Annotated in this window: 13 protein-coding genes; 4 read left to right on the top strand and 9 right to left on the bottom strand. The window is 45.0% G+C overall.

Features of this window, described 5'->3' with window-relative positions:
- Genes AB4114_RS26335 through AB4114_RS26325 form a run of 3 tightly spaced genes read left to right on the top strand, consistent with a single transcriptional unit; the run spans window position 1 to window position 3,186 of the window.
- The gene (locus AB4114_RS26335) at window positions 1-1,629 is read left to right on the top strand and encodes a response regulator (RefSeq protein ID WP_441991120.1); all 1,629 of its coding nucleotides are present in this window, start codon (window positions 1-3) and stop codon (window positions 1,627-1,629) included.
- A gap of 52 nt (window positions 1,630-1,681) precedes the next feature.
- The gene (locus AB4114_RS26330; protein ID WP_171630002.1) at window positions 1,682-2,113 is read left to right on the top strand and encodes a hypothetical protein; all 432 of its coding nucleotides are present in this window, start codon (window positions 1,682-1,684) and stop codon (window positions 2,111-2,113) included.
- Window positions 2,113-3,186 carry a phosphodiester glycosidase family protein gene (locus AB4114_RS26325; RefSeq protein WP_441991119.1) on the top strand — a complete coding sequence of 358 codons (1,074 nt, stop codon included), beginning with the start codon at window positions 2,113-2,115 and terminating at the stop codon, window positions 3,184-3,186. The genes AB4114_RS26330 and AB4114_RS26325 overlap by 1 nt, the downstream gene beginning before the upstream one ends.
- Window positions 3,187-3,499: 313 nt before the next feature.
- On the opposite strand, the gene AB4114_RS26320 is transcribed toward AB4114_RS26325, so the two are convergent.
- On the bottom strand, window positions 3,500-3,754 hold the full coding sequence (locus AB4114_RS26320) for an AbrB/MazE/SpoVT family DNA-binding domain-containing protein (protein WP_441991146.1): 255 nt from the start codon (window positions 3,752-3,754) through the stop codon (window positions 3,500-3,502).
- A 194-nt stretch (window positions 3,755-3,948) separates the two neighbouring features.
- Complete coding sequence (gene trmL, locus AB4114_RS26315) at window positions 3,949-4,413, bottom strand: tRNA (uridine(34)/cytosine(34)/5-carboxymethylaminomethyluridine(34)-2'-O)-methyltransferase TrmL (RefSeq protein ID WP_236289492.1); 465 nt, start codon at window positions 4,411-4,413, stop codon at window positions 3,949-3,951.
- 142 nt (window positions 4,414-4,555) lie between these two features.
- Here trmL and AB4114_RS26310 point away from each other — a divergent pair, with 142 nt between their 5' ends.
- Window positions 4,556-5,269: a response regulator transcription factor gene (locus AB4114_RS26310; protein ID WP_056624673.1), complete on the top strand. Its 714-nt coding sequence runs from the start codon at window positions 4,556-4,558 to the stop codon at window positions 5,267-5,269.
- Between the two features lie 77 nt (window positions 5,270-5,346).
- Here the strand turns inward: AB4114_RS26310 and AB4114_RS26305 are convergent, their stop codons facing one another.
- The 7 genes from AB4114_RS26305 to nrdI all read right to left on the bottom strand — a co-directional run bounded on the left by AB4114_RS26305 (window position 5,347) and on the right by nrdI (window position 12,963).
- Entirely contained in the window at window positions 5,347-6,897 is a 1,551-nt protein-coding gene (locus tag AB4114_RS26305) for an MDR family MFS transporter (RefSeq protein ID WP_441991118.1), read from the bottom strand.
- A gap of 54 nt (window positions 6,898-6,951) precedes the next feature.
- Complete coding sequence (locus AB4114_RS26300; protein WP_441991117.1) at window positions 6,952-7,692, bottom strand: hypothetical protein; 741 nt, start codon at window positions 7,690-7,692, stop codon at window positions 6,952-6,954.
- Window positions 7,693-7,716: 24 nt separating this feature from the next.
- Window positions 7,717-8,397 carry a polymer-forming cytoskeletal protein gene (locus AB4114_RS26295; RefSeq protein ID WP_441991116.1) on the bottom strand — a complete coding sequence of 227 codons (681 nt, stop codon included), beginning with the start codon at window positions 8,395-8,397 and terminating at the stop codon, window positions 7,717-7,719.
- Between the two features lie 12 nt (window positions 8,398-8,409).
- Window positions 8,410-9,039, bottom strand: coding sequence for a YhbD family protein (locus tag AB4114_RS26290; RefSeq protein ID WP_441991115.1), 630 nt, complete (start codon window positions 9,037-9,039; stop codon window positions 8,410-8,412).
- Window positions 9,040-9,524: 485 nt separating this feature from the next.
- On the bottom strand, window positions 9,525-10,511 hold the full coding sequence (gene nrdF, locus AB4114_RS26285) for a class 1b ribonucleoside-diphosphate reductase subunit beta (protein WP_441991114.1): 987 nt from the start codon (window positions 10,509-10,511) through the stop codon (window positions 9,525-9,527).
- A gap of 21 nt (window positions 10,512-10,532) precedes the next feature.
- A complete protein-coding gene (nrdE, locus tag AB4114_RS26280) occupies window positions 10,533-12,617 on the bottom strand; it encodes a class 1b ribonucleoside-diphosphate reductase subunit alpha (protein ID WP_441991113.1) in 2,085 nt (694 codons plus the stop codon).
- On the bottom strand, window positions 12,604-12,963 hold the full coding sequence (gene nrdI / locus AB4114_RS26275; protein WP_056609533.1) for a class Ib ribonucleoside-diphosphate reductase assembly flavoprotein NrdI: 360 nt from the start codon (window positions 12,961-12,963) through the stop codon (window positions 12,604-12,606). Before nrdI ends, nrdE begins: the two co-directional genes overlap by 14 nt.
- Between the last annotated feature and the right edge of the window lie 403 nt (window positions 12,964-13,366).

The raw sequence follows: 13,366 nt of genomic DNA, 5'->3' as shown, positions 1-13,366 counted from the left end.
ATGAAAGTACTACTCGTAGATGATGAGAAGCACGTGCGCGATGCCATCCGACTACTGGTGAATTGGAAGCAATACGGGATCGATACCATCCTAGAAGCGTCCGATGGAGAAGCTGCGACTGCCCTGGTAAGCAGTGAACATCCGGAGATTATTATGACCGATATGATGATGCCCATTATGAACGGCGTCAAGCTTCTTGAATGGCTGCATCGCCATGCGCCTGACGCCAAGACCATTGTCATCAGCGGTCACGACGACTTCTCTTTACTGCGGCACACTGTGAAGTATGGTGGGACGGATTATATTTTGAAGCCGATAGATCCGGATCAATTGAACGAAGCTTTGGACAAAGCGATTCAAACTTGGCTCAAAGATGAGGAGCAGAGGCATGCCAATCGCGAGCTGAATATCGAGGTTAACCAATTCAAGCCTATTTACTGGGATAAGCTGCTTTCCGCGTTAATAGCCGAGCCTACTACCTATGAGCCAGTGGCTGACCAACTGGAGCGTGAGCTGCATTTATCCCGAAGTGTTGCAAGCTGCCGTGTTGCGATTCTCTCTTTAGATACGATGGAAGCTAGTATTAAAAATAAATTCAGTCAAAATATCGATCTCCTTCTCTTTTCTCTGATTAATATTTGCAATGAATTTCTTGTTCCGCATAAGCGCGGCTATGCCTTCCGGCACTTGCACAATTCGAATGAAATTGTGCTCTTCATCTGGGCGGCGCCAGCCATGGCAGAAGAACTGTTGGCAACCATTAATGATGGTATTCGCACCGCCTTGCATGCCAGAGTAGATTTCGGGATTGGAAGTTGCCACAGCTTCCCTATTCAATTGAAGCTATCCTATCAGGAGGCTCGAGACGCCTTGCGGCAGCGTAACCTGACAACCAAAGAAACGTGGATTCATACCAACTGGCTCCCGAGCAAGGGATCTCAACAAACGTTAACTTTTCATCAATTTGATGAGCAAATTCATCTTGCCCTGCGCAGTGGAAATGTCGAGCAAATCCAGTATATCGTTCAGCACTTGATGGATGCCATCAAAAGTTGTGATGTCATTACACCTGCGCAGCTCGAGCACTGGTGGGGGGAATATCGGGTGATGATGCGCCGTTGGATCCAGCAATTGATTCCGGATAGCCGTGAGGAAGACATACAGCCGTTACTTCTTGAAGATAACGCAGCCGCGATTATTACCCTTGACGAGAAAGGCCTATTGTCCCTAACCCTCTGGCAGCAAGAGCTGACCCGCAGCCTCATTCAAGTGTCCAAGCTCCATCTGGAGAGCCAGCATAAAGATAACAATGTCATTTTCGAAATCGCTAGCTTTCTCGAAAAGCATTATCACGAGGATATTTCGCTTGCGGATATTGCCAGTCGGTTTTATCTTAGCCGCGAGTACATCTCGCGCAAATTCAAACAGGAGTTTAGCGTCAATCTCTCTGATTACTTAGGACAAATTCGGATGAGCAAGGCCAAGGTGCTGCTCTGCAATCCGAATCTTCGCATTTCCCAGGTTGCTGAGATGGTTGGTTATCAGGATGAGAAGTATTTCAGCAAAGTTTTCAAAAAAATGTCGGGTATTACCCCAGGTGAGTATCGAAAAACGGCGAATTCTATCTAAAGTTCCGAGAAAATAATGGAATATGCTATACTAGTAGTCAGAGGTGATTTTCATGAGTATGCCCATAGAGAGCGCAACGGCGAATTCTTTTCCCCGCACGTCGAAAGCAACCCGGGTCAAGAAGAAAACGTATGTCTTCCTATTCGTGGGTTGGGTCATGCTGATCGCAGTCGGAGTAACAGCTACGATGATGTACACTGAACATCTGAGGCAACAAATATCGACCGATATCGCACAGCAAACCCAGCAGCAATTACAAGTTATTCAGCAAGATTATCAGAATCAAGTCTCTCAGTTGAAGGATAGTGTATCTACCGATATGAAGACTTTGCAAGCCAAGGTAGATTCATTGAATGAATTACTGGCATTCACCAAGGATAGCGCTAACAGCAAGACCGATAATAGTAATCAACTTTATACCCAGCTCGCAGACGTCAAGAAGAAGCTAGATGAGCTGACCAAAAATCTGGATGTGTTGAAATAATGACAGCGAATTCGTTTCAGCAAATCAATCGTGTTATGTTGCTGGCCTGCGCACCTTTTCTAGGTATGCTGATTTGGCTGCTCTTCGTCTCCCTGGATATTTCCATCCCAGTGAAGTCTCCAGTTACTTCAACACCGATCAATCTAGCGCAAGAGACGACCACTCTTAACAGCCTGTTGACACAGGCGAATTCGGATGCGGTCCAAACGAAAACCGTTATTCAGCAGTATTTCCAGCTGTACGAGAAGAGCACGGCAGAAGTTACCGCTATGCTCCAAAGCGCAGCTTCCCAAATCGCCAAACCCGGACTTATCTATGATGCACGGATTACAGCTAAGCTTGGCAGTCCGATCCGTCAAGCCACCTCTGGCAATATCGACATTCAGCTATTCGCTTTGAATGAAAAACATTATTCAGGTTATGCTCTTAAAGTGAACCTCAAAAGCGATAAAGCCATCAAGCTCGTATTGGGGAATGATAAGCTCGGCTCCAGTGAAACGACTTTGGCCGCAGCTTCGCGCTATGGCGCTGTTGTTGGCATTAATGCTGGCGGCTTCGCGGACGATAACCGCGGTAAACGCTATCCGCTCGACACAACCGTGATGAACGGGAAATATGTCAACGGCTTCTTCCCCACCAACAATGATACAGCCTTCATCGGCTTGAACAAAGATCGCAAGCTGATTGGCGGCAAATTCAGCTCACAATCGGAGCTCGATAAGCTGAATCCGCTGATGGGTTCGACCTTCGTTCCTGTGCTGATGAAAAACGGCAGCAAGACGTCCATCCCGTATCAATGGCAAAGCTCACCAGCAAGAGCAGCTCGAACCGTGATGGCCAACTATAAGCATGACCAGCTCTTATTCCTTGTCACGGATGGCTACGATGAGAGCGGCAACTCAGGCGCTACGCTTGCTGAACTGCAGGATAAAATGCAGCAACTAGGCGTGGTGGATGCTTATAACTTGGATGGCGGCGGCTCAACCACGCTGGTCTGGGGTGGCAGCGTGATCAATCGCCCTTCGGATGGTAGACTCCGTCCGCTTGCTACGAACTTCTTGTTTTTCAAATGACCCAAATTATTCACACAATATTCGTTTCTTTTTTGGAGATGGTTGGGTATAATAAGCGTTAACTATGCAAAATAAACGTTTAACCCTATAGGGGATGCTTACGAAGTCAGTTTTCTGCCGAAAACTTTAGGAGGTGCAGCAATGTTCGGTTTATCCACAACATTTTGGCTCGTTAATTCCGTTTTTCTATTATTCATCGTTGCTATGTTGACGGCTTCCTATAACGAGGACAAAACAAAAGGCCTATAAGCCAAGAAAAAAAGCATCGCCTTCTCCACTTGGAGGAAGCGATGCTTTTTCTTTTTTTTAACTACTAGGCTCTCGCCTTAAGCAGGTTCATTTCAGTTACACAAACGCCGCAAATATAACGATCTTTGAATTCACTGACACTTTCCATGCTACCGCAGAACACACATTTCGGACGATATCTCTCGAGAATGATATGGTCACCCTGTACTAGAATTTCTACAGGATCTCCCTCGTTCATCTGGTACCGCTTTCTTAACGATTTAGGTAATACGATTCGTCCCAATTGATCGACTTTACGTACGACTCCAGCTGGCTTCATCATAGGACTTCACCTCTCTTTTCCCAGACGTTTTCTACACTTCCGGTAATTTCACATCGACCAACATTTCCATATCGAGCTTACCGATACTATTCGCCGTGAATCATGAAATTCCTTCTGCTAAAGCCCTAAAAACTTTCTTTTCTTGTCAAATATGTCGGTCGAGCACCAATAAACATAGGATGTAAGTCCCCCTACTCGAGACCTACAAACCCTGTCTGGCGTAATCCCTCATATAAAATAATAGCTGCAGAGTTGGAAAGATTTAAGGATCTTACCGCGTCGGACATTGGCAAACGGATTAAGGTATCCGGATGCTGACGCAGCAGCTCCTCTGGCAGCCCCTTGGTCTCTTTACCAAACACGAAGAAATCGCCATCTTGGAAAGCAAAATCAGAGTAACGTTTGCTTGCTTTTGTCGACGCAAAGAAGAATCTATGCCCCTCATACGCTGCCATAACCTCATCGAAAGAATCGTGGTAGTGAATCTTCACCGAATGCCAGTAATCTAAGCCAGCTCGCTTCAGGGTCTTATCATCGGTGTCAAAGCCAAGTGGTCTCACCAAATGAAGATGAGCACCTGTTGCCGCACATGTGCGAGAAATATTGCCTGTGTTCGCAGGAATCTCAGGTTCTACTAATACAATATGAAAAGCCATCTCTATTCATTCACCTCATTCTCTATCCTATTATAACCTGTTCTGGAATGCAATTTAACACAGCGTTAACTTTATCTTAATATCGCGATGATAGAGGTACGTCATACTAGAGATATCCTTCATTAAAAGGAGCATACCTAAAATGAAAAAGAAAATTCTAATTGTTGATGACGAACCTTCCATCTCCATGCTGATTGAATTTAACTTGAAGCTTGCCGGATTCGAAGTACACTGCGTGTTCGACGGAGAAGCTGTCTTCGGTGCTATTCAATCTTTCCGCCCTGATCTCATTGTCCTTGATCTCATGCTGCCCAAAATGGACGGCTTACAAGTATGCCGCAAGCTGAGAAGCCAGAATAACCTTGTTCCGATTATTATGTTAACGGCTATGCAGGATCTTACCGATAAAATTGCAGGTTTGGACAACGGTGCAGATGATTACATGACGAAGCCCTTCTCACCGCTAGAGCTCGTCTCTCGCATTCAAGCGATTCATCGCCGTATCCAGACCCTGCCTTCTACGACGGAAGAAGCACCGATTGCCATCGGCCAAATCTCCGTCAAAGCCGAGCAACGCGAAGTGACGATGAATGGCGCTCCAATCGAGTTGACACCGAAAGAGTTTGAATTGCTTCTATTCCTCTGCAAACATCGTGGGAAAGTGCTTAGTCGACAACAGCTGCTTCACGGCGTCTGGGACTATCACTTCCTCGGGGATACGCGCATCGTTGATGTCCATATCTCTCATCTCCGTGACAAGATAGAGCAAAATGCACGTCACCCCGAATATATCATGACCATCCGCAACGTCGGATATAAATTGACGGAGCCTGTTATTAAGGAGTCTTACGCTTAAGCTTAGTTTAGGAATCCATCACGCAGGTCATGAAAAAGCCTCATCCAGTAGAAATCCTACTTGGATGAGGCCTCTTTCTATTGACCTTTCAGTTCTGCTGCGGCTTGCTCAGCTTGCTTATGCTCCAATGATTCGGTTAAGCGCTCTTTACTCATGAGAACTGCTGCTATGACAGCCAAAGCTGTTGGAATCAGTGCCCACATGAATGTATATGAAATTGAGGAAGATAAGCCCGCTGTAATTTTATCAAGTACAGGTGTAGGGATTTGAGCGCGCATTTCAGGTGCGAGGAGCACCCTAGGATCACTAAACGCCGGATTGTCAGCCATGTTGCCTTGCCCGCTTCCAGCGAAAATTTCCTTGAGCTGCGCTGTGAAATCATTCCGTTGAATGATTCCGAATAGTGTAATCCCTAACGTCATACCTAGGGAACGAACGAAAGAGACTGTTGCATTCACAGAACCACGTTGCGACGGATCAAAGTGATGAATCGCTGCATTGGAAAGTACGGAGAAACTCGCACCAATACCCACACCAACGACAATCATGCACATTGTCACATACAAGCGGCTTGTATCCGGTTCAAGCTGTGTCAACATGAACATACCTGCTGCTAGAATGACAACAAAGACCATCATAATGTTCCGGTATGGCATCTTATTCATTAAGAAACCGCCGCCTACCGCTGAGAATACAGAGCCTACCATCATAGGCAAGAGTACGAGCCCTGAATTGGTCGCTGTTCCGCCAAGTACACCCTGAATATAAATCGGAATATACACAGATGCCGTGATAAAGCCCATCCCGCTCAATAATCCAAGAGCATTACTCGTCGTAAACAAACGGTTCTTAAACATCGGGAATGAAATTATTGGTTCGATTACTTTTCTTTCAATGAGGATAAAGCAAATCGTTAGCACAGTGAAAGCTGCAAACAGTCCGATAATTAAGCTGGAATCCCACGCATATTTATTTCCACCAAGCTCAAGGGCAAACATCATGCTGACAACGGCACCAACAAGCGTAGCGGCACCCCACCAGTCGATTTTCTGCTTCGTATGAATCGGTGATTCTTTGTAGTAGATCGCAATAAAAATTAGTGCCAAAATACCAAGAGGAATATTGACATAGAAGACCCAATGCCAGTTAATATAGTCCGTAATATAGGCGCCAAGCAACGGTCCAAAAATACTGGACAAACCGAATACCGCACCGAACAAACCGCCTAACTTCCCGCGTTGCTCGACGGGTACCGTATCAAACATGATCGTGAACGCAATTGGAATCAGCGCTCCGCCACCGATCCCTTGCAGTGCGCGGTAGATACTAAGCTGTACAATGCTTTCTGCCGTACCACACAAGATGGAAGCGATCAAGAATACAATTAATCCAAAAATGAAAAACCGTTTACGTCCGAACATATCGGACAACTTCCCAAAAATCGGCATACCCGCCATTTCAGCGACCATATAGGCCGATGTTACCCATACAAACTTATCTAGTCCACCGAGATCTCCTACAATGGTTCCCATCGCTGTGGCAACAATTGTATTATCCATTGATGCCATTAACATGGCCAAGAGTAGACCTGCTAAGACGAAGCCTACTTTATTATTTGAACTCGTCATTCGTACACATTCCTTTACGATTTGTTTTCGCCTAACCCTACACTTACAGACTTATTACAACTTGCGTGATTCTTTCACAATGGCACCCTTCTTCTTCTCTAAGTGTACCTTGTATTCTACTAGATCGACTTCACAACCAGGACCGATGACAACTTGGTTGCCGCGAACAACTTTCGCTCTCGTGTGCTCCACGTAGATATCATCCCCTTCAATAACCGATACCGTTACCTTGGCATGCGGTGAGGGTCTGAAGAACAAGCTAAACGGATGAAGCAGACTCGCTTTGCGAATTCTGATTTTCTCGCCGCCAATCTCTTTCGCCGTTGAATCTTGGAAAAGCCTGATGTCGATCTCTCCTGCGTTCAGGAGTCCCCCAACATCAAACATTCCCTTTAGATTAAACACATCGACTTCGCAATCCCCTCCTGCAGCGATATGCCCTTTAAGTGCGATCTTGGTGCCTTGCATATGCCCTTTCACTTCAATCGTCCCTGAACCAGTAAATGACCCAATTTCTGCATCACCACCGATACTCACCGTCCCCGAATTTTTCATTCTATCGCTTCGAACATTTCCCCTCAATGCAAAGGTGCCCACAATGCCCGCTTCGCTTGCCTGCAAGTTACCTTCCATCTCTAATGTTCCGATACATTTCAGAAGCCGGCATTTCGTATCGCCTTCAATGATGCCTTCTCCAACAATTTTCATTCGATCATACAGGCCCCCTGCCGCGGTAGAGCTGCCTGTAATCTTCAAATTACTAATTAGCGAACGTTTGTTTGCATCTATTCCCATTGTACCTCAAAACCTCCTCTCTTGCTACACTTTTTCACTGCGTTTCACCTTAGATTGCTTATCTTGCTCGAGCTTTGCGGTATATTCGATGAGCCCGATCTCACAACCAGGTCCAATTGTAATATCCGCTCCTCTTACGACATCAGCCGTTGTATATTCCAAGTAAATATGGTCACCTTCGATGGTTTGAACCGTCAAATGATTACCAATTCCCAGAGGCAGAATCTTCAGCCAACTTGCCAAGCCAATACCCCGCTGCTTACGTATTTGGATCCGTTCTCCGCCGATCTCTGAGATTTTACTATGCCCATGCAAAGTAACAAGAATCGTATCTGCATTAAGCGTGCCAACCTGCAGCTTGCCGTTGGCATTAAACTTCTCCGCCTCACAGTTGCCTGTTATTATTGAAGCTCCATTAATTTCAAGGTTCTCGCCAACATAATTGCCCTCAATCTTGATTTTACCATGAATTCGGGTACGCTTGGCTTTCAGATTCCCCTGAATATTTAGCGTTCCATGCAATTCTGCCGTTTCAGATGTAATACTGCCATTCACTTCTGCGCGCCCATTTAGCGTAAAATCGGAACATATGACGTCCCCTTCCAGACGCCCCATGCCGTCTATTTTAACCGAACGAAAGCTACCACCATTAGAAGATCCTATTCCGGAAATCATCAATTTACGCTTCAATTCTGCTGTATGCATCGTGTCACCTCCTCACGTTGTTGTTATTTTCAGCTTCAGTTCTTCAATCTTCTTCGCAACCTGTATCCGGAGTACGACCTTTACGCCTTGCTCGAAGAACAACTCACTGCCTGTCGTAACGAGTAGAAATAAAGTTAAGCCCATCTTACGTATAAGAATCAGATCACAAGGCTTGCCTTCGAACTTGGCAAATTGCTCTTGCATCGTCAGAAGCAAGTGTTTCCCTTCATCCAGGCTCATTTCACCGGATTGTAAGCTATCTTCTAAAAGGAACAGAAACAACGTTTCTTCAAAGCTGAATACCGCGGTCCCCCCCAAAAATGGAGATGCATAGTCTATGGTTTGCAGAGAAACAATGTTTCGTTTTATTAGCTCTATTTTGTCTATTTTCATGTCATTTGGCACGATAGAGAACACATCCGCTAATTCATCCAGCGATAAATCATCCTTCATATTTATTATTTTATCGATTCGCGCCAGCATCTGCCCCTTCGGAAAGAACGTTTCCTGCCCCGTAAACGCTGATTTTCGTATAAACCATTCCTCAGGAACTAAATTTTTGCGTTTCCAGCGATATAATTGACCATAAGATATCCCTGTTAGCTCGAGAAGCTCCTTTTTCGATATCAAATCATCATCCAACGTACATCCCTCCTTCGCCATTTCAGGTTAACATAACATTGTTACGCAGTAAATCAGCCTTGAGACTGAATACCCAAACCTAGAATACCCAAACCTATCTCCACCGCCATATACAAATTAAATGGATTTGATGTAGTTATTTTTGCCAATTCTCGGCTCTCTGAAGCAATAGATGGATTTCCTACAGTTAATTCCTGCTATATTCTTCCAAACGGCCGATCGTCCTCCAATTAGCTGTACATTTTCCATTTTTTCACTAAATCCAAGGAAAATCAGCAATATTAGCTGTATATTTTACATTTATTTGAAGATCTAGCTACTCAACTGACCACACTACTTCTACTTCCTCTCTACTCTCAACAACCAGTAAGGCACCATCACCACAACATATTAGGTAAGGGTAAAGCTTCGCTTACCCTAGAACATCAAAAAAAAACCACCCAGCAACCGCCGAGTGGTTCATTCATCATCTATATGCTTACATCTTAAAATACAAAGTCATCGTCCGTCAGAGCCTCAACGTGAATCGTGCGCACGTAACCATTGCCCTTTTTGGAGAAAAAGTCATGCTGCTTCGTCTTCGTGCTCAGTCCGTTCAATACAATCGGGTTGATCTCCTCTTCCGGGAACATCGGTTCAACGCCCAAGTTCATAAACGCCTTATTCGCGTTGTAGCGAAGGAATGCTTTCACTTCGTCTGCCAGACCCAATGGTCCGTACAGACTATCCGTGTAGCCTTCTTCATTCGCATGAAGCTCTTTCAACAGCGCACACAACGTCGCGTACGCCTCGTCTTGCTCGGCAGGGCTTAGCTCCGCGTAGACCTCTTGTGCCAGCACGCCTATGTACAACCCGTGGATGCTCTCATCGCGCAAGATCAAGTCAATGATCTCACCGCTGCTCGTCATTTTACCTTGGCCAGCTAAGTACAACGGATAATAGAAACCGCTATAGAACAAATAGCTTTCCAGTAGAACAGACGATGCCATCGCTAGATACAGCTCTTTGGTCGTATTAATATTCTCATAGTAATGTGAAATCTTATTCGCCTTAAATTGCAAGTGTGGATTCCGCTCCACCCATTGAAACAGCTCGTTGATCTCTTCTGTCGTAGACAGCGTTGTGAAAATCGAACTGTAAGACTTCGCATGGATCTGCTCCATCATCCCCATGAAGCTAAGCACAGCTTTGCGCTGCAACCCATCCACATGCTCAAGAATCTTCGGCATCCCTACGCCGCCTTGCATGGTATCCAGCAAAGTTAGACCGCCAAGCACCTTCATATAGAGCTCACGTTCAACGTTGCTTAGTGTAATCCAGGACATTTTATCATCAGACAATGGAATTTCTTCATCTGTCCAAAATTGCATAATATTTTGATTCCAAAACGTAATCGTGAAATCATCATCGGGCCGGTTCCAATTCACCGCTTTTTTGACGATTGGTTTATTGATCGTTGGTGCACTTGTCATAAGTGGTAGTCCCCTTCCTAATTATACTGAGCAGCTTACACATTCCTCAACAGATAGCTGATTGGTTCGTGTGTAGTAGAGCGATTTAAGTCCTTTGTGTGCCGCATACAGGTATAATCTAGCAAGTTGTCTTGTTGAAACATCACTGTTTACGTGTAAAATGGTCGAGATCCCTTGATCCACATGTGTTTGAATCTCCGAGATGAGGTCAAGAATCTTGAATTGATCCATTTGATAAGCGGATTTATAGTAGAAGAAATTGTCACGAGCCATGAATGGCATCGGATAATACGTTGTCGAATTCGCATACGTACGTGTCTCAATCGGTTCAACAATTGGCATAACGCTGGATGTTGAATTTTGGATATACGAGATGCTTTGCGTCGGCGCTATTGCCAAACGGTACGCATGGTAAAGACCGTGCTTCTGAACGTCAGCTTGCAGTGCTCTCCAATCACTAGGTGACGGAATCGGCATGCCTTCGAATAATGCTTTCACTTTATCCGAGAGTGGACGGTAATCTGTTTCTGTATAACGGGTAAAATAGTTCCCATTCGCATATTCCGATAGCTCAAAGCCTTCAAACGTTTGTCCGGATTCTTTGGCAATCTCCATGCTTTTCTCAATGGAATAGAAATTCATCGCTGCGAAGAAGGTGCGAACGAAATCCTTCGCTTCAGCACTTTCATAAGCAATTTTGTTCTTGGACAAATAGCCGTGCAAATTCATAACGCCAAGACCGACAGAGTGCAGCTCACGGTTCGCTTTGGCAACACCTGGCGCATTGTGAATCGTCGTCATATCACTCACCGAAGTTAGGGCGATCATGCCTTCGTGCACAGTTTCGCGCAGCTTTTTACGATCCATCACATTGGCAATATTCATCGAAGCTAGATTACAGCTGATATCTCGAAGAATAGTGTCTTCTTGACCGTAATCATTGATTTCGGACGTTTCCTGCAGTTGGAAAATCTCTGTGCACAGATTGGACATCTTGATCGTCCCAATCCCCTTCAAAGCATGATCCTTATTCGCATTCGTACGATTCATCATATATGGATAACCGGATTCCAGTTGAGTAGTCGCAATTTTGGTCAGCATATCACGTGCATTCATGATGACTTTCTTCTTTACTTTCGGGTTCGCTAAGAGTTCATCATACATCTCATCCATGTCCAGATCGTCCATGTGCTTGCCATAGGCTTGCAGAACCGTGTAAGGAGCGAAAATATGTAGAGGCTTGTTCTCCTCCGCTAACTTATAAAATTTATTCGGTACGATAAGACCAATCGAGAGTGTTTTCAAACGGGATTTCTCATCCGCGTTAATTTTCTTACTATCAAGGAACTCCATGACGTCCCAGCCAAAAATGTTATAATACGCCGCGCCTGAACCTTTGCGTTGGCCCATTTGATCCGCATAGGAGAACGCATCTTCCATCAGCTTAAGAACAGGAATAATTCCTTTCGCTGCGCCCTCAACGCCTTTGATCGTTTCACCGCGCCCACGAAGCTTCGATAAGTTCACCGCTACACCGCCGCCAATTTTGGAAAGCTGCATACACGTTGCTAATACATAGTTGATGGAGTTCAAGGAATCATCCATTTCTAACAAGAAGCACGATACTAATTCACCGCGACGGCTCTTGCCTGCGTTCAAGAACGTAGGTGTCGCTGGCTGCAAGCGCTGCTCCATCATCGATAGGGCAAGCACGCGTGCTGTTTCGGCGTTTCCGCGACCCAAGTACAAGGCTACGATCGCTACGCGATCAGGGAAATGCTCCAGGTACAACGTCTTATCATCACTGCGCAAAGCGTAATCTGTATAAAATTTCGAAGCTGCCATATACGATGCGAACTCGAATTGATTGTCATGTGCCACTTGATACACGCTGTTAACTTCATCTTCGGTGTATTTGTCATAAACGTTCTCGTAGAAGTTATTGTCGATCATATAACGAACCTTCGAAGAGGTATCGGGGAATGTGAGGCTTCGGCTGTGGACTTCCTCTATGAACACCTTAACAGCTTCTTTATCCTTCTCTAATTGAAAAAAACCATCCGTACCGCGTTGCATTAATTCATTATTAAGTTCAATGTGCCGCAATTGCTTGTACCCCCTGAACAAATCGTTCTACATCATTTTTAGTGCCGGATAATTCGAATTTGGTTAATACGGGAACATCATAAAGAGCTGAGATCGTATCTGCGCTTTTGGCGAAGCCGTCTCCCCAGTTGCGATTACCGCTTGCTGCAACGCCTTGAAGACGAGAAGAATTACTTTCTAGGAAAGAAGCTACCTTGGGAGGAATTTGTCCAAAGCCAGTTGTATACGTCACGAGTACGAATGGCTCGTCCATTGTCATCGCTTCCTCTATTTGAACCGCGGGCATCTGGAGCTTCGCAATAAAACGGCGAACATTTCCAGTCTTCGAATCGTAAGCAATCAACATAGCTTCCGTCTCCTATCATTGTCAATTCTCTATCTTGTGCCATCACTTGAGGGTAACCTATATGTAGTAAAGATACTAATTCTATCGTCTGTCATTCGCGAGTTCATCTACCCATTAATCGACAGAATCTGCATTTGCTTTACGACTCCGTAAGCGGTCAAAAAAGCTTGAAACCTGCGGTTTTGCTTGATTTCCGGCTTGTTTTGAGCCTTCTGCTAGCAATCTCGCAATGCGCTTTTTATCACGACATCTAGTTGATAGATTCAAATTTATATCAATATATTGTGTTTGTCAACGAGCAATACGACCTATTTACAATTCCAAAACACGCAATCCTAGACGGGGCGTGGCTCGCTGGGTTTAGAAAAAATTTTTTCGTTTTTTACTTGATTTTTTCGGAAAT

This window comes from Paenibacillus sp. 2RAB27, from assembly GCF_052115445.1.
Taxonomy (GTDB): Bacteria; Bacillota; Bacilli; order Paenibacillales; family NBRC-103111; genus Paenibacillus_E.
Note: the sequence above shows the minus strand (reverse complement) of the source record. Positions and strands in the feature narration are given on the sequence as shown.

What these genes read in the sequence shown, in the direction of transcription:
- nrdF (WP_441991114.1), bottom strand. Translation starts at nt 10,511, where the DNA reads ATGACAAGTGCACCAACGATCAATAAACCAATCGTCAAAAAAGCGGTG.
- AB4114_RS26305 (WP_441991118.1), bottom strand. Translation starts at nt 6,897, where the DNA reads ATGACGAGTTCAAATAATAAAGTAGGCTTCGTCTTAGCAGGTCTACTC.
- AB4114_RS26300 (WP_441991117.1), bottom strand. Translation starts at nt 7,692, where the DNA reads ATGGGAATAGATGCAAACAAACGTTCGCTAATTAGTAATTTGAAGATT.
- AB4114_RS26330 (WP_171630002.1), top strand. Translation starts at nt 1,682, where the DNA reads ATGAGTATGCCCATAGAGAGCGCAACGGCGAATTCTTTTCCCCGCACG.
- AB4114_RS26325 (WP_441991119.1), top strand. Translation starts at nt 2,113, where the DNA reads ATGACAGCGAATTCGTTTCAGCAAATCAATCGTGTTATGTTGCTGGCC.
- AB4114_RS26335 (WP_441991120.1), top strand. Translation starts at nt 1, where the DNA reads ATGAAAGTACTACTCGTAGATGATGAGAAGCACGTGCGCGATGCCATC.
- trmL (WP_236289492.1), bottom strand. Translation starts at nt 4,413, where the DNA reads ATGGCTTTTCATATTGTATTAGTAGAACCTGAGATTCCTGCGAACACA.
- AB4114_RS26295 (WP_441991116.1), bottom strand. Translation starts at nt 8,397, where the DNA reads ATGCATACAGCAGAATTGAAGCGTAAATTGATGATTTCCGGAATAGGA.
- nrdI (WP_056609533.1), bottom strand. Translation starts at nt 12,963, where the DNA reads ATGTTGATTGCTTACGATTCGAAGACTGGAAATGTTCGCCGTTTTATT.
- AB4114_RS26320 (WP_441991146.1), bottom strand. Translation starts at nt 3,754, where the DNA reads ATGAAGCCAGCTGGAGTCGTACGTAAAGTCGATCAATTGGGACGAATC.
- AB4114_RS26310 (WP_056624673.1), top strand. Translation starts at nt 4,556, where the DNA reads ATGAAAAAGAAAATTCTAATTGTTGATGACGAACCTTCCATCTCCATG.